This is a genomic window from Agrobacterium vitis, from assembly GCF_014926405.1.
GTDB classification, from domain to species: Bacteria; Pseudomonadota; Alphaproteobacteria; order Rhizobiales; family Rhizobiaceae; genus Allorhizobium; species Allorhizobium vitis_H.
The window spans coordinates 760,064-782,628 of sequence record NZ_JACXXJ020000005.1; the positions used below are offsets into that span (position 1 = coordinate 760,064).

22 protein-coding genes and 2 pseudogenes are annotated in these 22,565 nt (G+C 56.1%); 16 read left to right on the forward strand and 8 right to left on the reverse strand.

Annotation, left to right across the window (positions count from 1 at the left end):
* Positions 1-11 precede the first annotated feature (11 nt).
* Positions 12-1,121: a DUF930 domain-containing protein gene (locus tag IEI95_RS14570; protein ID WP_194416611.1), complete on the forward strand. Its 1,110-nt coding sequence runs from the start codon at positions 12-14 to the stop codon at positions 1,119-1,121.
* A gap of 3 nt (positions 1,122-1,124) precedes the next feature.
* Here IEI95_RS14570 and IEI95_RS14575 read toward each other — a convergent pair whose 3' ends face one another.
* A complete protein-coding gene (locus IEI95_RS14575) occupies positions 1,125-1,730 on the reverse strand; it encodes a LysE/ArgO family amino acid transporter (protein ID WP_156534540.1) in 606 nt (201 codons plus the stop codon).
* Between the two features lie 86 nt (positions 1,731-1,816).
* Between IEI95_RS14575 and IEI95_RS14580 the strand changes: the two genes are divergently transcribed.
* The 6 genes from IEI95_RS14580 to IEI95_RS14605 all read left to right on the forward strand — a co-directional run bounded on the left by IEI95_RS14580 (position 1,817) and on the right by IEI95_RS14605 (position 7,674).
* Positions 1,817-2,722 (forward strand): LysR family transcriptional regulator ArgP, encoded by a 906-nt coding sequence (locus tag IEI95_RS14580; protein ID WP_156534538.1) that lies wholly within the window; start codon positions 1,817-1,819, stop codon positions 2,720-2,722.
* Between the two features lie 119 nt (positions 2,723-2,841).
* A complete protein-coding gene (locus tag IEI95_RS14585; protein WP_071203606.1) occupies positions 2,842-3,393 on the forward strand; it encodes a heme NO-binding domain-containing protein in 552 nt (183 codons plus the stop codon).
* Positions 3,393-4,928 carry a putative bifunctional diguanylate cyclase/phosphodiesterase gene (locus tag IEI95_RS14590; protein ID WP_156534536.1) on the forward strand — a complete coding sequence of 512 codons (1,536 nt, stop codon included), beginning with the start codon at positions 3,393-3,395 and terminating at the stop codon, positions 4,926-4,928. The genes IEI95_RS14585 and IEI95_RS14590 overlap by 1 nt, the downstream gene beginning before the upstream one ends.
* A gap of 54 nt (positions 4,929-4,982) precedes the next feature.
* Positions 4,983-5,405: a secondary thiamine-phosphate synthase enzyme YjbQ gene (locus IEI95_RS14595; protein WP_156534534.1), complete on the forward strand. Its 423-nt coding sequence runs from the start codon at positions 4,983-4,985 to the stop codon at positions 5,403-5,405.
* Between the two features lie 241 nt (positions 5,406-5,646).
* Positions 5,647-6,087: a hypothetical protein gene (locus IEI95_RS14600; protein ID WP_156534532.1), complete on the forward strand. Its 441-nt coding sequence runs from the start codon at positions 5,647-5,649 to the stop codon at positions 6,085-6,087.
* Positions 6,088-6,435: 348 nt separating this feature from the next.
* The gene (locus IEI95_RS14605; RefSeq protein WP_156534530.1) at positions 6,436-7,674 is read left to right on the forward strand and encodes a membrane dipeptidase; all 1,239 of its coding nucleotides are present in this window, start codon (positions 6,436-6,438) and stop codon (positions 7,672-7,674) included.
* 149 nt (positions 7,675-7,823) lie between these two features.
* Here the strand turns inward: IEI95_RS14605 and IEI95_RS14610 are convergent, their stop codons facing one another.
* Positions 7,824-9,866, reverse strand: coding sequence for an O-linked N-acetylglucosamine transferase, SPINDLY family protein (locus IEI95_RS14610; protein WP_156534529.1), 2,043 nt, complete (start codon positions 9,864-9,866; stop codon positions 7,824-7,826).
* Positions 9,867-10,171: 305 nt separating this feature from the next.
* Positions 10,172-11,731, reverse strand: a complete 1,560-nt coding sequence (locus tag IEI95_RS14615) for a hypothetical protein (RefSeq protein WP_071203616.1) — start codon at positions 11,729-11,731, stop codon at positions 10,172-10,174.
* 582 nt (positions 11,732-12,313) lie between these two features.
* Here IEI95_RS14615 and glf point away from each other — a divergent pair.
* The 4 genes and pseudogenes from glf to IEI95_RS29445 form a co-directional block, all read left to right on the forward strand.
* The gene (gene glf / locus IEI95_RS14620; RefSeq protein ID WP_015916635.1) at positions 12,314-13,417 is read left to right on the forward strand and encodes a UDP-galactopyranose mutase; all 1,104 of its coding nucleotides are present in this window, start codon (positions 12,314-12,316) and stop codon (positions 13,415-13,417) included.
* Between the two features lie 130 nt (positions 13,418-13,547).
* Complete coding sequence (locus tag IEI95_RS14625) at positions 13,548-13,697, forward strand: hypothetical protein (protein ID WP_156534527.1); 150 nt, start codon at positions 13,548-13,550, stop codon at positions 13,695-13,697.
* 70 nt (positions 13,698-13,767) lie between these two features.
* Entirely contained in the window at positions 13,768-13,971 is a 204-nt protein-coding gene (locus IEI95_RS14630; protein ID WP_015916634.1) for a cold-shock protein, read from the forward strand.
* Between the two features lie 375 nt (positions 13,972-14,346).
* Positions 14,347-14,664 (forward strand): annotated as a pseudogene (locus IEI95_RS29445) (DNA adenine methylase); the annotation flags it as partial.
* A 137-nt stretch (positions 14,665-14,801) separates the two neighbouring features.
* On the opposite strand, the pseudogene istB reads toward IEI95_RS29445, so the two are convergent.
* A pseudogene (gene istB / locus IEI95_RS14640) lies at positions 14,802-15,350 on the reverse strand (IS21-like element helper ATPase IstB); the annotation flags it as partial.
* A 50-nt stretch (positions 15,351-15,400) separates the two neighbouring features.
* Between istB and IEI95_RS14645 the strand changes: the two are divergent.
* From IEI95_RS14645 to tnpC, 4 genes are all read left to right on the forward strand, one after another.
* Positions 15,401-15,889, forward strand: a complete 489-nt coding sequence (locus IEI95_RS14645; protein ID WP_156536660.1) for an NUDIX domain-containing protein — start codon at positions 15,401-15,403, stop codon at positions 15,887-15,889.
* A 596-nt stretch (positions 15,890-16,485) separates the two neighbouring features.
* On the forward strand, positions 16,486-16,887 hold the full coding sequence (gene tnpA, locus IEI95_RS14650; RefSeq protein ID WP_194416614.1) for an IS66-like element accessory protein TnpA: 402 nt from the start codon (positions 16,486-16,488) through the stop codon (positions 16,885-16,887).
* Positions 16,884-17,237, forward strand: coding sequence for an IS66 family insertion sequence element accessory protein TnpB (gene tnpB, locus IEI95_RS14655; protein ID WP_194416615.1), 354 nt, complete (start codon positions 16,884-16,886; stop codon positions 17,235-17,237). Before tnpA ends, tnpB begins: the two co-directional genes overlap by 4 nt.
* A gap of 69 nt (positions 17,238-17,306) precedes the next feature.
* Complete coding sequence (gene tnpC, locus IEI95_RS14660) at positions 17,307-18,881, forward strand: IS66 family transposase (RefSeq protein WP_194416616.1); 1,575 nt, start codon at positions 17,307-17,309, stop codon at positions 18,879-18,881.
* Between the two features lie 11 nt (positions 18,882-18,892).
* On the opposite strand, the gene IEI95_RS14665 is transcribed toward tnpC, so the two are convergent.
* From IEI95_RS14665 to IEI95_RS14675, 4 genes are all read right to left on the reverse strand, one after another.
* Positions 18,893-19,117, reverse strand: coding sequence for a hypothetical protein (locus IEI95_RS14665; RefSeq protein WP_156536667.1), 225 nt, complete (start codon positions 19,115-19,117; stop codon positions 18,893-18,895).
* A gap of 728 nt (positions 19,118-19,845) precedes the next feature.
* Positions 19,846-20,130, reverse strand: coding sequence for a hypothetical protein (locus IEI95_RS14670; RefSeq protein WP_194416617.1), 285 nt, complete (start codon positions 20,128-20,130; stop codon positions 19,846-19,848).
* Between the two features lie 107 nt (positions 20,131-20,237).
* Positions 20,238-20,360 (reverse strand): hypothetical protein, encoded by a 123-nt coding sequence (locus IEI95_RS29625; protein ID WP_273545177.1) that lies wholly within the window; start codon positions 20,358-20,360, stop codon positions 20,238-20,240.
* Between the two features lie 434 nt (positions 20,361-20,794).
* Positions 20,795-21,697 carry a DUF7946 domain-containing protein gene (locus IEI95_RS14675; RefSeq protein WP_194416618.1) on the reverse strand — a complete coding sequence of 301 codons (903 nt, stop codon included), beginning with the start codon at positions 21,695-21,697 and terminating at the stop codon, positions 20,795-20,797.
* Between IEI95_RS14675 and IEI95_RS14680 the strand changes: the two genes are divergently transcribed.
* A complete protein-coding gene (locus IEI95_RS14680; protein WP_194416619.1) occupies positions 21,684-22,400 on the forward strand; it encodes a hypothetical protein in 717 nt (238 codons plus the stop codon). The genes IEI95_RS14675 and IEI95_RS14680 overlap by 14 nt on opposite strands.
* The last annotated feature ends 165 nt before the right edge of the window (positions 22,401-22,565 follow it).

Here is a 22,565-nt window from a genome sequence, read left to right on the forward strand (position 1 = left end):
AGCCGCAACCGATGCATAAACGCTTTGTCTGGGGCGTCGCCGCCTCGGTGCTGCTGCATGGGTTTTTGGTTCTGGCATTCCTGGCCCATTGGCCCACCCCGGCGCCGGATGCACCGGAGGAAGAGGTCGTATCGGTTTCCATTGAACCGCCACCAGAGGAAAAACCTCAACCTGATAAGCCAAAACCGGAACAGCAATTGCAGCTGGAGCTGAAGCCGGAGGCCAAGCCGAAGGAAGAACCGGCGGCACCAGCCCCCAAAGCCCCCGCACCGAAAGCAGAAGAGAAGAAGCCCGAGGAAAAGCAGGAAGCCAAACCGCCTGCACCCGCACCACCGGAGCCGCCAAAGCCTGCCGAGGATAAGCCCCAGGCCTTCGAATCCGCGCCGAAGGACGAGGAGGCCCCGAAGGAGGATGCGCCGCCCGTGCCACCGCCTGCCGAGGAACCGGCAGCGCAAACCCAGTCACCACCTCCCGATGCCCCGAAAGCCGGGCCGGACAAGTCTGCTGCAGGCGATCCGCAAAAACCCGATCCGCCACAACCGCCCGCGCTGCCTAAAGATGTGACGCCGCCGGATGCCGGGCTGGCTGGACAATTGCCGACGCCGGACAAGGTGGAAAAGCCGGGCGGCGGGCTGGTGACGGAGCAACGCTTTGCGCTGGATGAGGAGAGTGCCACGCAGCCACAACAAAAGCGCGAGGCGTCGCCTTCGCCTGTTCTGGCGGACAAGAAAGCCGGACCGGTTGCGGCGTTGAAGCCTGCCAAGCGGATTTATTCCAAGGCAACGCTGTCCGATCCGCGGGTACGCCAAGCCCTCGGCACACTGCCGCCGGAACGCCGGATCGTGCAGATTTGCAGCATCGAAATGCTCGAACAGATCCGTCGCGCCGTGCCCGGTGCCGTGCCGGATGTGATCGCGGGATCTCCGACGACACGACAGACCGTTACGGCTCGGTTGATGGATGTGTCGGGCGCTGCCTTCCGCAGCCGGGGCCAATGGTATGATATCGGCTATCATTGCGAAACGGATGCCAAGACCCAGGCAATCACCAGTTTCAGCTATTCACTCGGTGCCGCCGTGCCGAAAAGCCAGTGGCAGGCGCGGCGGTTTCCGGTGAACTGACGCTTACGAATGCCGGAGCAGCCCGATGGCGATCCAGGCCATGACCACGGCGATGATCGCATCCAGAATGCGCCAGGAGATGGGCCGGGCAAAGACCGGCACCAGCAACCGTGCACCATAGCCGAGCGAGAAGAAAAACAGGAAGGAAGCTGAAACCGCGCCAAGGCCGAAGGCTGTCTTGTGATCCGCAAAGCGGCTGGAAATGGAGCCGATCAGCAGCACTGTATCCAGATAGACATGCGGATTGAGAAAGGTGAGGGCGAGGCAGGTGGCAAGGCTGGCGGTGAGCGTGCTGGTCTTTGCCTCGCCGGGTGTCAAGCCGTTCTCGGGTTTCAATGCGGCCAGCGCATGCCGGGCGCTATAGGCCAGAAGAAACGCCGCGCCACCATAGCGCAGCACCGGCTCAAAAGCGGGCAGAAGTGCGGTTACTGTCGCCAGCGCGGAAATGCCAAGCACGATCAGCAAGGCATCGGAGGCGGCACAGGTCAGGCAGAGGACAAAGACATGCTCGCGCCGCAAGCCCTGGCGCAGCAGGAAGGCGTTTTGCGCACCAATGGCGACGATCAGGCTCAGGCCGAGAAACAGGCCGGAAAAATAGGCGGTTTGCATAGGCGGCTCCAGGTTGGGAGCCTTTGACTAATGCAAATGAATTCATTAGAAAAATTAACAAATATAACCAGGCATAAGAATTTCTAATGGCATTTGATGGTGAGCATTTATCGGCGCTGGTGGCTGTGCTGCGCAGCGGCAGTTTTGAAAAAGCCGCCCGTCAGTTGGGGGTAACGCAATCGGCGATCTCGCAGCGGATCAAGCTGCTGGAGGAGCGATCCGGCACGGCGCTGATCATTCGTGGGCAACCTTGCTTGCCGACTTCGGCGGGGGCGCGGCTGTGCCGCCATGCCGAGGAAGTGGCCCTGCTGGAGCGCGAGGTGATCGGTGATCTCGGTCTTGCGCAAGCGGCCCAGGTGACGGTGCGGCTGGCAATCAATGCCGATAGTCTCGCGACATGGTTCGTGCCAGCCATGGCTGCGGTAGAGGGCCTGTTGTTCGATCTGGTGCTGGATGATCAGGACCACAGCGCCGATTGGCTGCGGCGCGGTGAGGTGCGGGCGGCGGTGACCTCGCTTGCCGCGCCCGTTCAGGGCTGCGATTGCCGACCGCTTGGTTTGCTGACCTACCGCGCCACGGCCAGCCCGGATTTCGCGGCGCGATGGTTTCCCCAGGGCGTCACCGCTGAGGCTCTGGCTGTCGCCCCTTGCCTTACTTTCAACGCTAAGGATGGATTGCAAACCGCCTGGATGGAGCAGGTGGCCGGATGTCCATTGTCACCCCCTTGCCATTGGCTGCCCTCCAGCCAGGCTTTTATCGACGCGTCGCGTCTGGGGCTGGGCTGGGGCATGAACCCGGCGGTCGCGGTGGCGCCTTTGATTGCCGAGGGCGCGCTGGTGGATCTGATGCCGGATCAACCGCTTGCCGTGCCGCTTTATTGGCATTGGAGCAGGGCGCTGGGCCGGGCGCTCGATCCGCTAACGGCAAGCGTCCTTGCCGCAGCACGCCAATGCTTGCTGCCCATGGCGCGTAAACTTCCATCAATGCGGTAAGACTGCATTCACCACAAAGTATATTTGGGTCGTAGAGATGGATGGTACAACGCTTTGTTGTTAAGTTTTCCCTCATATTGTTGCCTCGCGTCGATAGCTGGGAGGCATTGGGATAGACTATGAAAGGGATGGTTTTTACGGAAATGCTCGAATTCGTCGCCGCGACCTGGAATGAAGACATGGCCGACGACATTATCGAAGCCTCTCTGCTGACCAATGGGCTTGCCAGTGGCGGAGCCTATACCAGCGTCGGCACCTATGACCATCGTGAAATGATGGCGCTGCTGGCTGCGCTTTCGCAACGCTCCGGCCTTGGCGTCGATGCATTGATGCAGGCGTTCGGACTGCATCTTGCGGGACGTTTCGCCGTGTTGTTTCCAGGCTTTTTCGACCGCAGCGGCGGTCTCTTCGGCTTTCTCGCCAGCATTGACGCCCATATTCATGTCGAGGTGAAAAAGCTCTATCCCGACGCGGAATTGCCTTCCTTTGAAATTCTCAGCCAGAACGGTACGTCCCTGTCCATGCTCTATCGGTCCGGGCGGAAAATGGAGGCCCTGGCTGAAGGCCTGATCCAAGGGGCTGCCCGGCATTTTGGAAGCATTGTTACGGTCGAACGCAGCGCGCGCGACGATGGGGCTACTCTGTTTGTGATCGCCGAGAGCGCATCGTGATGGTAAATCAGCCACTTGAGGTTTCCGAGCCTGATCGGATCGACCGGCTGACCCGCCGTCTGGAGCGCGAGCGCGCGGCCCGCCGCCAAGCCGAGACATTGCTGGAAGCGCGTGCGCGTGAGCTTTATATGGCCAATTGCCAATTGGCACGACAGGCGGAAGATCTCGAACAGCGGGTCATGCAGCGCACGGAGGAGCTGGTTCAGGAGCGCGAACGTGCCATTGCGCTGGCCCAGCAGGACCAATTGACCGGGCTTGCCAATCGCCGCAGCTTTACCGCGGTTTTGACCGACGCTTGCCAGAAGAGCCGCCTTCGAGGCGACCGTGTTACGGTTGTTCTTGTTGATATGGATAGGTTCAAGGCGATCAACGACGCTTATGGTCATGAGGCGGGGGATGCGGTGCTGCGGGAATTTGCCCGCCGGCTGATGGTTGCGGCTGGACCTGGAACGGTGGCACGGCTGGGTGGTGACGAATTTGCATTGATTCTCGACCATCTGTCGGATGTGACGGCCGATCATGCCTTTGTCTCGAGTTTTCGCGCCAGTTTGCAGGAGCCAGTTCTCTTCAACGGCAAGCGTCTGGAGGTCTCGGCGTCCATCGGATATGCGAGCCTGCCGGATCATGCCGCATCGTCCACCGAATTGCTGCGGCATGCCGATATGGCGCTTTACGTTTCCAAGAAAGCTGGGCTGTCGCTGGCGACCGCTTTTGACGACGACCTTTGGGCCGAGGCCAACGAGCGACGCTTGCTGGAACTGGAACTGGTGCTGGCCATGGACCGCCATGAAATCATGCCCTGGTACCAGCCGATCGTTGATGGAGCCAGCAAGCGGATACTGGGGGTGGAAGTGCTGGCACGCTGGCAGCATCCCTATCGCGGTCTGGTGCTGCCGGGTGTATTTCTGCCACTGGCGGAAGAGCGCAACCTTCTGGATCGGTTGTTTGCGCAGGTCGCCCGCGCCGCCTGTGCGCAAACAGCGCCGCTGGTCAAGGCCGGCAAGCTCAACTACGTGTCGGTCAATATTTCTCCAAGCCAGTTCAAGTCCGGTAATCTGGCGATGGTCATCGCGTCCATCCTGGAACAGACCGGTTTTCCAGCCACGGCATTGGTGGTGGAGATTACCGAGGACCTGATCATGTCGGACCTGCTGCGGGCCGGGCGCGAGCTTTCCGAACTTTCGCGGCTCGGCGTTCGGGTCGCGCTCGATGATTTCGGCACCGGCTATTCGAATATTTCCTCTCTCAGCAGCCTGCCGATCCAGTGGTTGAAGCTGGACCGTAGCCTGATCAGCCGGGTTGGGGACGACCGGGTTGGGCAGGTTATCGTTCAGGCCGTGCTGCAAATGGCCCAGGCGCTCGGCATTGATGTTGTCGCGGAAGGTATCGAAACGGAGGTGCAGGCACGCTGGCTTGTGGAAGCCGGATGCCGCAAACATCAGGGTTTTCTCTATGGCCGCCCGGCTCCTCTGGAAGACTTGCTGTGTTTCTCCCAACCGGAACGTCTAAGCCTTGCAGCTGGAAAGAGCCCTTGACGCAGGCGTTCTATGGGCCATTTCCTTGACGGAGCGCAATTCGAGGACCATGCCATGCCGCAAACCAGCCTGTCGATTTCCACGCGTGGCCAGGGTCTGTACGAATTTACCGATCAGGTCGGTGATTTTGTCAGGCATGCGGGCGCCCAGGAAGGACTATTGACTGTTTTCGTGCGCCATACGTCCTGCTCGCTGATCATCCAGGAAAATGCCGATCCGGATGTGAAGCGTGATCTCAAAGTGTTTTTTCAGCGCCTGGTCCCGCCGTGTAACGATTCGTCCATGGCATGGATCACCCATCGCCAGGAAGGGCCCGATGATATGCCGGCCCATATAAAAGCGGCGCTGACGCAGGTGTCGATTGGTATTCCGGTGGCCAATGGACGGCTTTTGCTTGGAACCTGGCAGGGTATTTACCTGTTCGAACATCGCGACCAACCCCATACGCGCCAGGTAGTAATGCATCTAAGCTCTTGAACCACAAGCTGAAATTAATGAACCGAGACTGAATGGGCGCTTCTGATGGCGTTCAGTATTGCGGCGTTAATCTCTCAATCAATCGCTTACGGAAACGGGCTGTCCGACGCGAGATCTTGGTTGGCTTTTCTGCGTCGGTGTTCTGCGCAGATCAATCAAACCCATGATTAGATAAGGGTTTTCGGGGCGGTGAGCCGGTTTTTCAAAGAGAAACCCATGCCGTCCTTCGAGGAGAAAAACAATGCGAAGCATTTTTGCGAAAACAGCTCTGGCCGGACTGGCCTTGATCGGCGCGGTGGTTGCCACGGTTGGCCCGGCCGCGGCCCAGCCGGACGTTCGCCTGGGCGTCTATATCGGCGGCGATGCGCCGCAACTGGTGCAGTCCTGGGACGGTGACGGTTATCGCCGTCCACCACCGCCACCGCCGCCGTGGGGTGGTCCGCCGCCTCCGCCATGGGGTGGCCCACCGCCTCCGCCGCCACGGCGTTGGGATGGTCCCGATCCGCGTTACGGTGGCGTTTGCTCGCCCGGTGATGCGATCCGTCAGGCCCGCCGTGATGGCTTGCGCCGGCCGAATATCGAACGTGTCACGCCGCGCCGCGTGATTGTCGGTGGTATCCGCTACGGCGAATACGATCGCGTCGTTCTCGCAAACCGCCCCGGCTGCCCCTTCGCGAATTGACTGTGAAGCCGGTCTTGAATTGAAGAGTTATTTTAAATGATTGGCGGCGCGCGTCCCGACAGGAGGCGCGCCGTATCTACGTTTGTCTGGTGATCGCACATTTGTAATCGCGCTGGACTTATTGTTTTATTCGTCTGACTATGGATACGGATCAGATCAAAAGGCGCTGTCGTATCGATACGAGAGGCAATGGCGATGTCATAGAGTGTGTCGCTTGGTCTGATCGAAGCATTTCAGAGCCTACTGCATCATGTGTGTTTTTATAAACCGGACACAGGATGCGAGTAACATTCACATTAATATTTATATTTAGTAATTTTTAAAATTCGTTGCTGGAGACATGTCTCAATGGACAGGCTTTCTTCTGAAAACACCGCAGATTCCATTTCTGAAATAACCGATATGACTGTCAGCGCGCTTCACGCGCTTGCCTATCCAATCGATACCCATCTGGATTCGCTGTTTCTATCGCGACTGGCCGGATATGATTTCTGGAAGGGAGACTGGAAGGCGCATCGGCGCTCCCTTGTGGTCTGGCTGATTCGCAAAACCTCACCCAGAGGGCGCAACAGGCCATTGTCCGAACATGTCAGCGGGCCTGATTTTCTGGAAGGCGGTTATGGTGGGGCCTGTTTCAGCGCCCATGCCCTGTGGGAAAACCTTATCCCGGCTCCCTTCCTCGACCCCTGGAAAAACTGGGTGGATCATCACCGCTATGTGGAAGAGGTTATCAGGCGGAGCCAGGGCCGGATGCGGCTGGCGCGCAACGCCCACGAGGTCCGCGCCGCCAAGGCGGAGGGTGCGCGATGCGCGATCCTGTCCATGGAAGGCGCACATATGCTGGGGCCGGGCGGTGCGAAAAGCCAGGCCCTGCGGCTGGACAGGTTGGGAGAGATTGCCAGGGCCGGTGCCGCCTATCTGACCCTCAACCATTTCAGCCATACCGATATCTCCGAGGCCGGTTATGCGCCGGTCAATCCGTGGGGCAAGATCGATGGTGGCGGGTTGTCTGCCTTCGGCAGGCAGGTGGTTGAGCGCTGCGTCGATGTCGGACTGCTGGTGGATGTCACCCACACATCCACGCAGGGGATTCTCGATGCTTGTGAGATTTGTGTTCGCCGCCATGTTCCAGTCTTGGCCTCGCACGGCGCATCGCGCACGGTGACACGGGGCGGGGAGGAGAGACCTTCACGTCATCTCGATCGGGCCTTCAGCGATGAAGCCATCCGTGCCATTGTCCGGACCGGCGGCTGTATCAGCGTTATCCTAGCACCGTATTTCCTTCAGAACCGCTATCTTGCGGATGGCAAGCCGGACATGGACGCCGACATTGCCTTCGTGATCGCCTATTATGAAGCGTTCGCGCAGCTCATCGCCAGTATGGACATTGTCGAGGATCCCTGGAAGCACCTGTCCTTTGGCAGCGATTTCGATGGTGGCATTTCCAGCCTGCCGACCGGCATGCAGAGCGGCGCCGATCTACCGAAACTGACCGAAGCCATGGTGGCCGCCGGTTGGCCGGCGCAACGGATCATCGATGTCTATAGCGGCAATTTCCTGCGTGTCTGGGAACAGGTTAGGCCCTGAGGCCGCCGATTTTGTCTTCGGCAGAAAATAGAGCAGCGCCGTCCGCAAGATTTGGCGGGCGGCGCTGTAGCGCTTTATATGTGCCGCATAATTTTCTCCTTAAATCGATGCCGGTTTAAGAAATTATGCAGTGTCTTCGAGCCGTGGTGTCAGTCTTCCATGCCGGTCCAAAGCCGCTTGTCGGGAAGCAAGGGTGTGTGCCTGTTCCACTTGGCAAGCTTTTCCCGGTAGCGCTGCCGATAGGTGTGATCGTCCTCGAAATCGATATTCTCCATGGCGAATTCGACACCGATCTCGTAATAGGCTTCCATATTGAGCAGCTCGGGCTTGGGTGTTTCCCCCCGCTCGCATTCGCCTTGCATCTGCCAGAACAATTCTTCGAGCCGGCGGGCGAGGCCGGGCATGTCACGCAGGGCGCTGGTTTCGAATTGTCGGCTCAGGCTTTCCTTGACGGCCATAAGGCTCTGGCGATCCTGGGCGAAGGCGATGGCGCGCCGCACATAGTCATCTGGAGATTGGCAGATCAGCTCCGGCGCTCCCGCTGATGCCACGACGCTGGCGCAGAAACGCGATGCGAAGCTTTTGCCGGGGAAGGTCAGGACCGGCAAGCCCATATTGATGGCGTCGGCCGCGGTGGAATGCGCACCGTAAGGGAAAGTGTCGAGAAAAAGATCGGCAACAGCGATGCGGGCAAGATGCTGCGCATTACCGGCCTTGGCCGCAAACAGCAGCCGAGCCGAATCGACGCCGCACCGGGTTGCCGTATCGCGCAGACGCTGATTGACCTCTTCGTTGCCGGACAACAACCAGAGCACACTGCCGGGTGTCGCCTGCAGGATGGTCATCCAGCGGGTAAAGCCGCTTTGCGTAATCTTCTGCATCCCGTTGAAGCAGGCAAAGACAAAGGCGTCTTCGGGTAGGCCCACTTCGGCGCGTGTCGGGCGCGGCGCCACCTTCCGCTTGCGATCGACCGGCTGGTTGCAGGCGATCCGCAATACTTTTTCCGAGTAATAGATCTCGTGTTCAGGCGGAACAATATGATTATCCGCAATCATATATTGATGGAAGGGGCTCGCCATTGAGCCGGGATAGCCGCAGAAATTGACGATAACAGGCGCGGGCCGATAGGCAAAAATCCGGGTTCTTGCATGTTTCGTATAGCCGTTAACATCGATCAGCACGTCGATTTCATCGGCTGCGATCAGCCGGGCGGCATCGACATCACTCAGCGCAAAAATATCGCGCCAGCCATCGACCGCCTGTTTGATACGTTGCTGGGTTTCGTCGAGTGCTATCGGTTCGCCACAATAATAGGCGAACACTTCGATACTGGTCTTGTCATGTAACTCCAGAACTTCGCGCAGCGCAAAGCCGACCGCATGGTCGCGAAGGTCGGATGACAGATAACCGACACGTAACCGCTGGCCGGTTCCGGTCTTTTGGCGTGGCGACTGGCGTGGTACGGCGCTGAGATCCGGACGGCCGATCATTGTTTTGTTGCAGCGATAGGCCTTGGCCAGATGAAACAGCGGATCGTCTGAGTAGCAAGAGATCGTCAAGGGCGACACCGCATCCAGCAATTGGCGCATGGTGACATAGGGAGATTCTTGAAGGACAGGCCATTTGCATTGACGCAACCGTATGGCCGACCAATGCTGACCGGCCTCAGTCTTGTCGGGCCGCAGCTCGATTGCTTTCCACAGGGAGGCTTCAGCCTCTTCCATCAGACCGGCATTTTCCAGCACGCGACCAATATGCTCCAGCACCATGATGCGATTGGCAAGCCGGTCAGGCGAAATATCCGTGGTCATTTCGGCAAAGCTGCGCCATTGTTGCAGGGCATCGTTGAGCAGCCCGCTGTCTTCCAGAGACCGGCCCAGATTGACATGGGCTGCGCCGAATTCCGGATCAATCTTCAGGCAGGCGCGCAGGGCATTGATCGCCCCTGCCATATCGCCAAGCTGTCTCAAGGTGACGGAATAGTTGAAATAGACCATGTGCACCAGCGGATGGGCGCTGTTATAGGCAATCCAGGCCTTGTAAAGTTCCATGGCCTGATCGACCCGACCTGCTCTGGCGAATTGCTCGGCGGTCTCGAACAACTTTGTCAGCGAGAGCTGTTGAGTGCGTGCCTGCTCCACGAAGTCGGCAGCAGGTGTTGCGATAGTCGATGTTACAATGCCAGTGTCCATATCCACCCCAGGAACAGTCGGCCGCAAGGCCGGGTAACGACAGCAGGCCTATGCCGATGGGCATGAGGCATGACGCATAACACTTTTCCACGGTAAAACTGGATCGCAATGTCATGCTTGGCCTTGGTAGCGGCATTAGCTTGCATCGGGCTTGACGAAGGGTTGCCAGCAAAAAACACGGGCAAAACATTGCATTTGGGCGGAATGGAGCCTGTAAAAGCAAATGCGGCGCCTGTATGAGGCGCCGCATCTGGTCTTTGTATCGAAGGTTTTGCAAGCGCGGCCTAAGCCGCGCCTGTCAGCAGTTAGATGCTTTGATATGCCAGGATGATGGCCTCAACCTGCGACGAACTGAAAGCCTGGACCTGCGAAGTGGTTAGAGACTGCAACTGGTCGCTGGTCAGGACGCCGATATCCTGGGTGGTCAAGCCGCTGATCGATTTGACGTTGATTGCAGCAATGTCGCCGGTGGAGAAGGTGACGATATCGGCGGTTTCGATCGCAGAAATCTGCTTGGAGCTCAGGTTGGCGACTTGGCTGGTTGTCAGAGCTTCCGCTTGAGCGGTCGTCAGGGCCGCAATCTGGCTTGTCGACAGGCCGCCGATTGACTTGGTGGAGATCGATGCGACCTGGTCTGTCGACAGGCTGGCTACGGTATCGGTGGTCAGAACCCCAACCTGGGCTGAAGACAGGGTTGCGACCTGGGTTGTCGACAAGGCAACGACCTGGTCGGAAGACAGGGCCTTGACCTGTGTAGTGGACAATGCGGCGATCTGTGCCGTTGTCAGGGCAGCTCCATCTGCAGTTTCCAGTGCAGCCACCTGGCTGGTGGTCAGGCCGCTGATGGATTTGGCGCTGATTGCAGCAACCTGGGTGCTGGAAAGGGCAGCAATAGCGTCGGTGGTCAGGGCGGCGATTTGCTTTGCGCCGAGGGTAGCGATCTGGCCGGACGACAGCGCGCTGACCTGATCGGTGGACAAGGACCCGATCTGCGTGGTCGTCAGGCCGACAATGGTCTTGGTGCTGATGGCAGCGAGATCGGCGCTGTCGAGCGTTGCCACATCAGCTGTGTCGAGGCTGCCCAGCTGAGCCGAAGAGAAGCCGGAAATCTGCGTGGACGACAAGGCCGAGACCTGGTCGGAAGACAGGGCTTTGACCTGTGCAGTGGACAATGCGGCGATCTGTGTCGACGTCAGGGCGGCTTCATCCGCGGTCTCCAGCGCAGCTATCTGGCTTGTGCTCAGGCCGCTGATGGACTTGGCGCTGATTGCAGCAACTTGGGTGCTGGAGAGGGCGGCAACTGCATCGGTGGTCAGGCCAGCGAGCTGCTTGGCGCTGAGAGCGGAGATCTGGCCGGTTGACAGCTGAGTGACCTGGTCTGTGGACAAGGCTCCGAGCTGCGACGAGGTCAGGCCGGTGATAGCCTTGGTGCTGATTGCCTGGATCTGGTCGGAGGACATCACGGCGATATCATCGGTGCCGAGTGCAGCGACTTGTGTCGCGGACAGAACCGAGACTTGCGATGACAACAGATTGGCTGTTTGCGTCGTGCCGAAATTGCCGATCTGGGACGCCGTCAGTGCTGCCACAGCCTTGGTGCTCAAGGCGGCTTCCTGACCCGAGCTCAACGCGGTCAGCTGGCTGAGCGTCAGGCCGACAACGCCGGTAACGGAAATCGCGCCCATCTGGTTGGAGTCCAGCACAGCCAGGTCTACCGTTTCGATCGCGGCGATCTGCTTGGAAGACAATGCGGCAACCTGAGTGGTCGATAGTGCAGCTGCATCTTCGGTATTCAGTGATGCGATCGCTGTGGTCGACAGCGCCTTGATTTGTGTGATGGATAACGACGAAACAATAGAAGTCATTGAGATGTGCCCCTTGGGTTAACGGAATGCCAACATCACCCTCCCACCATGGATTCTAACGGGTCACGACACGTCGCACCGTCGAATCAAATCGCGTCAGAAGAGAAAATGCTACTCAGGACATGGCTCGGATGAGCCGGCACGTTAGGAGCGCATCATGCATAAGAGCTCACAGAAGCTCTGATCCTACGTCAATTGGCGATAACGTGTTGCAAAGGTGCATGTCGTTTCGCCAAAATTTGCCTTTAACATAGTCCACCTCCGTTCTGCACGAGAGATCGACTTATGCGATCATATGTACCCGAGGAATTACTAATTTTCATTTAATGGGCGGCGGTAGAGCGATGGTGCAACTTCTGTTGTTAGAAACGTTATTTGATCCCTGATGTCTCTCGTGGCGCAATTCTCAAAAAACATTGCATTTGTTGAATGTGTTGCTCTGGAAATAGATTATTGACAATAGCAAATTCCAGAAACCCGCGTTATCTGGTGGAGATGTAGATCTCTTGTTGATCTCGGCCTTCTTATCGCAAACACAATGATTTACCATTCGCCTTGAACAGCAATGGGGAATCGGGGTTGATGAAAGAAATTGCAATTGTCGGCGCAGGACTTTCAGGAGCGGTCATCGCTCGCGAACTCGCCGCAGCGGGGCACAAGGTCTCCGTATTCGAGGCGCGCGACCATATCGCCGGCAATTGCCACACGGCGCGCGACCCTGAAACAGGTGTCATGGTGCATGTCTACGGGCCGCATATTTTTCATACCGATAATGAGACTGTCTGGAACTACATTACGGGATTCGATACTTTCCAACCCTATACCAACCGGGTGAAGGCCATAACCGAAGGTCGGGTCTTTTCTCTGCCGATCAACCTTCACACGATCAACCAGTATTTCGGTAAGACCTTCAACCCGACTGAGGCCCGCGCCTTTATCGAATCGAAGGGCCTGAAAATGGATCAGGAGCCGCAATCCTTTGAAGAACAGGCGCTGAAATTTATCGGCAAGGAGCTCTATGAAGCATTCTTCAAGGGGTACACGATCAAGCAGTGGGGTGTGCAACCGGACCAGTTGCCGGCCAGTATTTTGAAACGGCTTCCGGTCCGGTTCAATTACGATGATAACTACTTCAATCATCGTTTCCAGGGCATGCCAAAGCATGGTTATACACAGATCGTCGAGCGGATACTGGATATCGATGGCGTTGAAGTTCACCTGAACAGGCCCTTTTCTCCGGCAGAAAAGGATGATTTCGACCATGTTTTCTATAGTGGTCCGCTGGATGCCTGGTTTGATTATCGCGAAGGCAGGCTTCCTTATCGCACGCTGGACTTCGAAATCCTGCGGGGGGAGGGCGATTTTCAGGGAAATGCAGTGGTGAATTATTGCGGCTCTGACGTGCCCTATACCCGGATTACTGAACATAAGCATTTCTCGCCCTGGGAAACGCATGAGAAAACCATCTGCTACAAGGAATATAGCCGCTCCTGCACGGAGAAGGACATTCCCTATTACCCGGTACACCTCACCGGTCTGTCGGATAACCTCACCCGGTACCAAGAACTGGCTGCAGCTGAGAAAAATGTAACCTTCGTCGGCCGGCTCGGCACTTTCCGATATCTCGACATGGATGTCTCCATCGCCGAAGCGCTTGATTGCGCAAAGAAATTTGTGTCTGGTTGAGAAAGGGTAAACTCAGAGGTGAGGCAGAACTCTTGAGTTCATTGAGGTCTTCAGGTCTCTATAGCTGCGGTGGGAGAAGGACAATGCCAAGCTGAAGCAGATCGTCACCGATCTGTCTTTGGATAAGGCTATGTTGCAGGCCAGTTCTGTCGGCTATGACGAGTGCCGCGATAATTTTTGCGACGTCACCCAGGTCGAAGCGGTGTTGAAGACCTATTTTAAAACCGGAAGAAGCAATCAATTCTGCCAATTAGCTTTCTATCTCTGTGTTGGTGGTTGATCGACAGGGGATCACGCTATAAAAGTCTGGCGCGGAGTCAAACGGCTACGGGAATTCAAGAGGAAATGTCATGCCTACTGGTACTGTGAAATTTTTTAACGACGACAAGGGTTTTGGTTTTATCACGCCCGAGAATGGTGGAACGGATGTATTCGTTCACGTGTCTTCCCTGCAGCGCGGTGACTCGCTCAGAGAAGGTGACAAGGTCAGCTTCGAAATCGGGCAGGACCGTAAGACCGGGAAGTCGAAGGCTGAAAACGTCAGCGTGCTTTAACAACGGACTCGCGTTCACTGCACAGCGATGCGCGCAAACGTATTGCGTGGTTTGAACCCGAATTTGTCGACATGCTCGAGTAGAAGGCGAGAAGATATTCTGATCGCCTATTCTAGCTCGATCTGTTCCTAAAGAATCAGACCGAAAAGTGGTTACCACTTTTCGGTCTGATCGTTTAGCCTGTGCTAACAGCGATGGCTCGTGTTTTCCCGGTCGTTAAGCGCGCGGCCTTTCTTCCCATACATCTGGATTGACGACAAATGCCATCTGTCCGCAGCGAGGCAATTGCATTGTCGTGTGTTGCGTCTTGGTTTTAGTATTGCCAGCACCAACAACTTGTAATGCCGTCTTCGGCGTTAGCCCTAAGGGCTTCTACATCCGCAGTTCATCGACATCCTGAAGTTCCAGATCACCAGCCGCCGCGAATTCGAGCGTCTGAAGGCCTGTGATCCGGCAACGCTGACCGATCTGGAACGGGCGGCGCGTTTCATCTATCTCCAGAAGCTCGCCTTCGGCGGCAAGGTCGCAGGCCAGACCTTCGGCGTCCAGCACGAGGGCAGCGCCCGGTTCAACCTGACCCGCCTCGCGCCGCTCCTGGAAGATGTCCACGAGCGCCTCTCTGGCGTCGTCATCGAGAACCTGGACTGGCTGGCCTTCATCAACCGCTATGACCGGCCGGGCGTGCTCTTCTATTGTCAATCGGCGCGGAAAGTTGACCCCATATCGGCGTCCAATGTTGACCCCCGTGTTGACGATCAGCACCTGGATCGCCCGGCGCTGGCCGGGGTTGCAGAGGGCGAAACAGGTGCGGGTGATGGGGCTCTTCGGCTTTAGCTTTGAGAGCGGTTTTTGAAGCGCCAGGACTCGTTGCCGGTTTCGACGATCTCGCAGTGATGGGTGAGCCTGTCGAGGAGCGCGGTGGTCATCTTGGCGTCGCCGAAGACGGTTGGCCATTCGCCGAATGCCAGGTTGGTGGTGACTATGATGGATGTGCGCTCGTAGAGCCTGCTGATCAGGTGGAACAGAAGCTGGCCGCCGGCCTGGGCGAATGGCAGGTATCCGAGTTCGTCGAGGATGATGAAGTCGAGGCGGTTGAGATAGTCCGCCGTCCGGCCCTGCTTGCCGCTGCGCGTCTCCGTCTCCAGCCGATTGACCAAGTCGACGACATTGTAGAAGCGCCCGCGTGTGCCGTTGCGGATGAGCGCGCGGGCGATCGCGATGGCCAGGTGGCTCTTGCCGGTGCCCGTGCCTCCGACGAGAACAACATTGCGCTGATCGGCAACAAAGGCTCCGGTGGCCAGGTCGCGGACAAGGCCTTCATTGACGGGCGTGTTGGTGAAGTCGAAGTCGTCGATATCCTTGGCGAGCGGCAGCTTTGCGCCAGAACCGGTCATTGCTGCTAGTGCAAATTCCAATAAGGGGATTATGAATGGCAGGTCACAGTCCAAGCCGTGTAAGAGTGATCCTTCTGTCTCCGCTTGAGCGGCTTCTGCTTATCCGGTATCGCAATACTGATCGATCTGGCGTCGACAACCCCTGTTGGACAACAACGGGTGGCGGAATCGAACCGGGAGAGACCATCATCGAGGCTGCATTACGCGAAATCACCGAAGAAACCGGTCTTGTAGATGTTCGATTCGGCCCTGTCGTTTGGTATGGAGAGGACAGCCGACGCAGTGGTGATTGGGGTATAACGTTCAAGGAGCATTTTATCGTTGCTCATTCAACGAGCGAGTCTCTTAGTAACGTCCAATGGACTCGCCATGAGCATAACCAAATATTGGAAATGCGATGGTGGAGTATTCAAGAAATTGAGAATAGTAGCGATGTTATTTACCCTATAGACCTTCATCGTTTTATGAAGCCTATATTTGATGGAGATTATCCAATAAAATTATTTGAAATTCCGTCTATCTAAAGACTGGCTCCTTCTTGGAGGCCGCACAACGCGGTTCAGCATGAACTTATAAGAAGGATATCCTGTGCGGGTGGCGGCTTCAATGCACAGTTAGGAGAGCTACGTGACATTGGTTTGATATCCGCTTCGGGCCGAAAGCCGCCATGGCCGGTTCGCGCCAGAAGAAGACGTGTTCCCTTTCGCAACGCTTGACCTTGAGGCCAAGCAAGCAAATTATTCTCGGTCTCAGGAGGCGGATTAACCGCTGATGTCGGAGGTCACGAGGTGATTATCGTATTCATTGTTTTTCTTGTCTTGGCTTGCGGTGTCGTCGGTGCGACGATGCCGCCTCGTAGATTGGGGTCTGGGTTCACCAAGCTCGATTACTCCCAAGCATATGAAAACTTCCAGAAGCCGATTTCTCGTAAAACGGCATTCTGGATGAAAATACGGCTTCTTCTTTTGCTTGTCGCGTTGATTGGATTGATCGGATTTCTCTGTATAGTTCTGTAGGGTTTTGTCCCCGATGCACCGTAACCGGTGTGCTGCCCCCACATTGTGCGCTGTCGCCTGATCTGTGATCGACGTTCCATGGACAAGCGATAAGGAGTTTCTCCATGGAGTCTACATTGGAGTTTCTCACGACGCGGCGAGGTCGACGTGAGATGCATCGCCACTGGCCTGATGAGATGAAGGCGCGGATCGTTTCGGAGAGCTTGCGTCCGGGCGTTACGGTGAACGAAGTGGCGGACCGCTACGGGATGAAGGCTAACCACCTGTCGAGTTGGCGCACGCTGGCGCGGCAAGGCAAGCTGCTCTTGCCACAGCCGGAAGACGTGGTCGAATTCGCAGCCATGATTGTCGAGCCGCCCGCGCCAATTTACGCGCCGGAGCGCCCATCTGCCAAATCAGTCTCCCGCGCGGAGATCGTGTTGGGTCCGGTCACGATCCGTCTTGAGGAAGGTGCGTCGGCTGCTCGGATCGCCGCTATTGCGCGTGCCTTGGCGTCCACGGCATGATCTTTCCGTCGAACCGCGTGCGGATCATGGTGGCGACCAAGCCGGTAGACTTCCTTAAAGGTCACGACGGATTGGCGGCGCTGGTAAAGAACGAGCTGCACAAAGACCCGTTTACCGGAACGGTCTTCGTGTTCCGGTCTCGTAAGGCAGATCGGCTGAAGCTGATCTATTGGGATGGCTCCGGGATCGTCCTGGCCTACAAGAGGCTGGAAGAGCACACCTTCACCTGGCCCGGTATCAAGGATGGCCTGATGACGCTGACACACGCCCAGTTCGAAGCGCTGTTTGCGGGCCTCGATTGGCGGCGGGTTCATGCCGTCAAGACGAGAACGCCAGAGACCATCGAATAGCTGCGGCACGATGACTCAGGACTGTAGATTCCAAAGGCAAATCGGCGCGGTATTTGGTAGATTCCGGCCATGCTTGATACCGCCGACCTTCCTGATGATGTCGCTGCCCTGAAGGCGATGCTGATCGCGGCGCAGGCACGCGAGGCAGGCAAAGATGCCCAGATTGCCCGCAAAGATGAGCGGATAGTACGGCTTGAGAAGCTGGTCGCGGCCTTCAAGCAGGCCGCCTTTGGCCGCAAGTCCGAGAGGACCGATCCCGACCAATTCGATCTGGCACTAGAAGACCTGGAAACAGCCATGGCAGCGATCCGTGCCGAGGATGAGGCGGACGCTCCTGCTGGAAACAGGATTAGCAAGCCACGTGCGATCAATCGTGGCTCCCTTCCAAAGCATCTTCCCCGTATCGAAGAGGTGATCGAGCCGGAAAGCCTGATCTGCGCCTGCGGAGGTTGCCTGCATTGCATCGGCGAGGATGTCTCCGAGCGTTTGGACGTCGTCCCGGCGCAGTTCCGCGTCCTCGTCACCCGCCGTCCCAAATATGCATGCCGTGCTTGCACCGACGGCGTCGTCCAGGCCCCAGCTCCAGCACGGCTGATCCAGGCAGGCCTGCCGACGGAAGCGACCGTCGCCCATGTGCTGGTTTCCAAATATGCCGATCACCTTCCGCTTTATCGACAGGCCCAGATCATCGGCCGCCAGGGCATCGATCTCGACCGCTCTACCCTTGCCGATTGGGTCGGCAGGGCAGCGTTCGAATTACGTCCCGTCTTCGATGCACTGATTGCCGACCTGAAGCGGTCAACCAAGCTGTTCATGGACGAGACCCGTGCTCCGGTGCTTGATCCCGGCTCGCGCAAAACCAAGACCGGATACTTCTGGGCGTTGGCACGGGATGATCGTGCATGGAATGGTGGTGCTCCGCCGGGCGTCGCCTTCACCTATGCTCCCGGTCGAGGAGGCATTCATGCCGAACGGATACTGCAGGGCTTCTCCGGCATCCTGCAGGTCGATGGGTATGCCGGATACAACAGACTGATCGCATCTGACCGTATCGATGCAGAAATTCGGCTTGCCTATTGCTGGGCACACGCACGTCGCAAGCTGGTCGAGATCACTCGAACCGGAGCAGCACCCATCGCCGAGGACGGCGTCAAACGGATCGGTGAACTGTATCGGATCGAGGGCGAATTGCGTGGCCTCGATCCTGAGGCTCGCCTCGCCGGGCGACAGGAACGGTCTGCGCCCCTGGTCGCCGACATGCATGCCTGGCTCGTCCATCACCGTGCCCGTATCGCGGTCAAGTCCCCAATCGGCGAGGCTCTGGCCTACATCGCCAAATACTGGGATGGCCTGAAGCTCTTCCTGTCTGACGGACGCATCGAGATTGACAACAATACCGTCGAGCGAACCATCCGGCCGATTGCTCTCAATCGCAAGAATGCACTTTTTGCCGGACATGACGCCGGGGCTGAGAACTGGGCGACTATCGCCTCGCTCATTGAGACCTGCAAGCTCAATGCAGTCGATCTGTTGGCCTATCTCACCACTACGCTTACTGCCATAGTCAACGACCACAGGCAAAGCCGGGTCGATGAGTTGCTGCCATGGAACCATCCGACCACGAACCTTAGTGATCGCCGATAACGTAGCAACGCTCATCCGTTCCTTCTCAAAATGTCGTCCAAGACCTCCTCACCGAGGACGTCTTCGTTTCCGACAAAGCGAGATATCTCAATGTGGTCGTCGTCAAACACGGAGATTTCTACGCGCTCTCCGACAATCGTGGCCGTGATATCAATCGTGTCAGGGCGATACCGGCCGATAAAATAGTGAATCTTCGCATCATCGAGGCGACTCAAAACTTCGAATACCTTGGACATCGATTAGAAGCTCCTCACACCACGTAACGGAACGACTTTAGCTGCTCAGAAGATTATCTCAACGAGTTTGCTGCCAATGTGGGAGCGGAACATCGCTTACGATGCACCACGTCAACACCCGAGGTAAATGGCCATTTGAGCGGCCTTCAAACTATGTTCGAATCAACGTTTGGATATGCGATCCGGAATTTTCATTTTTCCGGTTCTGCGTTGTTGTCAGTCAGGCAGATGTGGAATTGGCGGGAATTTGCGAAATTTCATGGGAACAGGTGGGAGTGGTTGTTTCAAAAAGATATTTTGCCAATCGAACTGCGTCATTGCCTGGGTAAAATAAGCGGGATGGGCGTGTGATCTGGGCGTAAGCGTAGTTTATGACCAAACTTAACGTGTGCCTTCAAAAACCCTTCAGAGCAGGTGTGACGTTTTTCAACGGATTGATATTGCAGGAACATTGCACCAGCGTAGGTCGCTACGCCTCGCCACATTTGCCGTTAAACTCAGACAGTAAAAATTTCGCGCCGGAATTATCCTTTGCGAGCCAAAAATGCATGGAAATGAATGACTTGTTCGATGCTGGCCATTGGAAGAAAATTTCACGGCGGACCTTCGGCTCCAGGCTATACTGAAGCGCCGCTTAGGTTCCATATTTGCATCTTATCTGACAATCAGGCTCAAAATGGCGTCCATTGCCACGCCAGAAAGACGATGCGATCGCGTCTGCGGCTGGGTTATTCGTCGTCAGAGGTTGTGAAGGCGCCAAGATGGAGTTCTCTGTTTGCGCTTCGACCAAGGACCTCGAAATGAACGGTGGTTTTAACGCGCTTGTAGGAGCAAACCGGCCTTCCGCCATCCTCAAGCGATCGCGCCATCATATAGTGGCCAAGACTTCGAAATGGCATGTCACGGTAAGTGCCAGGCTTGACTGGCACGATACCGCCTCCGAAATAACCGACCGGGATGCCATCGTAAGAAAAGATCTGGTTTGCGTTATCATCGAACGGCAGTTTTTCCATCTGACGTAAGCTAGTGGAGCGACAACGCACTTCAATGCTTCTGATAGCGGGGTGATCTGACCTTATTTGGGGGTACCAGTCTCGCTAGTGCTCCGAGGACCTGAGAATCAGTGCCAGAACAACAGCAGACCAATCCCGACGACAACAGGCACAATCCACCCGTAATTCTTGATGCGTTTTTCGATCTTGGTTTTTGCCGGCGCCGCCCCGAACAGGCTGCCGATGATCATTTCGATGAATGTGCCCATGCTGACCAATTTAGCAGCGACGCATCCTTGATCAAGGCGAAGGGAGTTTGAGACGTGTTTTAAAGGGAGATTAAGTGAGTGGTCATGACGTTGTGCCGCTATGCCGGTTCAAATTTCGACCTTATCTAATGTCGGAGCCGATTTAGAAAGTATTCCATATTGGACTATTGTCTTATTTTGAAGCCGGTTTTCGTGGGCCAGCTGCTTCGGCAGGGGCATCATGTCTTCGACATCGGAAGTGTTGGCCTAGAAGAGGCCATGAAGAGTGTTCGCGATATCAAGGAGACCCCGGTCCTGCCGCCGGTAATCAGCATCAACTGCCCCCTTCGAATATCAGTTCGCCAAGGTTGCCCAAATCGGTCATTTCTGTATAGGGATTTCCATCACCGAGTGGAGCGCGGGCCGACCAGCCGCGGCTATTCCTCGATATGGTTACAATCAGATATGATAAGTCGCTTTACTATGCCGTTTGACGACTCGACTTTTCTGGCCTCGATCTCGAGTTTCTTCTTTGTGTCGAGATTGCTTCCGTGAAGGGACCAGCTTAGCAACCCTCGCTTTCCCTCGGGGAAATCGATGCTACGCTTGAACGGAACGATTATACCGAACGAGTCGATGAACGCTCGACCGTTAGGAGATACGGAATTGAAGCGTGTGATATTTCCGGTGAAAATCTGGGGAAATGCGTCCGTAGACCGCGTATTGACCCAAAGACTTGTCTCCTGATCAAACTCGACAAGCTGTTCCCCCCGAGGTCTTTGAACAGATACTTCAGTTACTCCGCCTTCGGATATTACGCGGTGAGCTCTCTGTAAGCTGCCTTCCAGATGTTCAGCCAAGTCATCGAAAAAGGGCTTATCCGGACCAATCAAGCTGTCGACATATGCAGTCTTGGGCGCGGTAGGCGTCCGGCCTACTGCCTGATTGAAAGCAAATGTAATAAAATCATAGAAAGTTGGGGCGTTGACCGTTACGCCTTTGGGTTTCCGAGTAATGACTGTCGTGAAGTCAGCTATAAAACTGCCCTGCCGTGCTGGCCGCATATAGACTTTTGCGTTCTTCAGTGCCGTCGAGTAGTTTGTGATATCCTGGTTGATATAGGCATTCGTCGCAATTTGAAGCGCCTGTGCAAAGCCATGTAAAGACGTAGATCCGTCATATGCATCAAGCATATGATGATTCGCGTCACCGCCGCTAAAGTGTAAACGCAGACTAAAACTTTCTTCAGTCATCCCCAACCCCTTGCTAATAACAACCAGGACGGTAATAAACCTATTTGGAAAAATCAACTCACGCGGCAATCGAATGATTGAATTCATTAGAAAATCTTTTGTGTCTGCATCCGAACTCATAAAACCTGAACCGAAGTTCGGAAGCTACTGGATCAACCTTCTTTTCGACTGGCAAACGCTTGCAGCCGCCATTTTGGCCGGCGTCCCAGCAACCGTAGGCGCTTACCTATTGTGGAGACAAATCGAGATTCAGCGGCTTGAGCTCGGACGTGTCCGACGGAAAGAAGAAATGAGCGCCCGTATCCAATTAATTCCGGTGCTGGCTTTACTAACGAGATATTACAAAAGCTGCATCACTCCGATTATGGATGGCTCTTACGTACTGGTGGATGTTCCGGATCAATCGCTGGCAGTGCTTATGTTGTCTGCGCCTACGTTGGACGACAAGGTGTTTCGACACATTCAAAGTCTGATTGTGGAATTTCACATTTTTACGTCTCGGTATCATTCAACCTCTGGACCACTTGCCAACGGCTTGCAAGAGATCATCCTAGTTGACCTTGGGCGACTTCACTCTGCAACTAACGCTCTATATCCGTACGCGCGCTTCGAAACCGATACCGTTGAGCCAGCAGCATCGACGAAAAATACTATTCGCGATGCCATCAAGAACCTGATCTCTGTCACGAACCGTCCGGTCAGCGAAAATGACATCAAACTGATCGGGCGAGCTCTTGACGTCCGATTTCCTCCCAAAACGTCTTCAATGATACCCAATGTTGAGGCTTGAATCGGCGACGGCTATCGCCTTCCCAGCTTTGGTTTTTGCTGGTGCCGCTGCGGACAGGTTACCTTTTATCATGTCAATGAATGTCATCCCGACTACTTTGCAGCGACGCATGCTTAATCTAGACAAGCGAATTTGAGAAGCATTCGAAAGCCGTCCTTTTTGCGG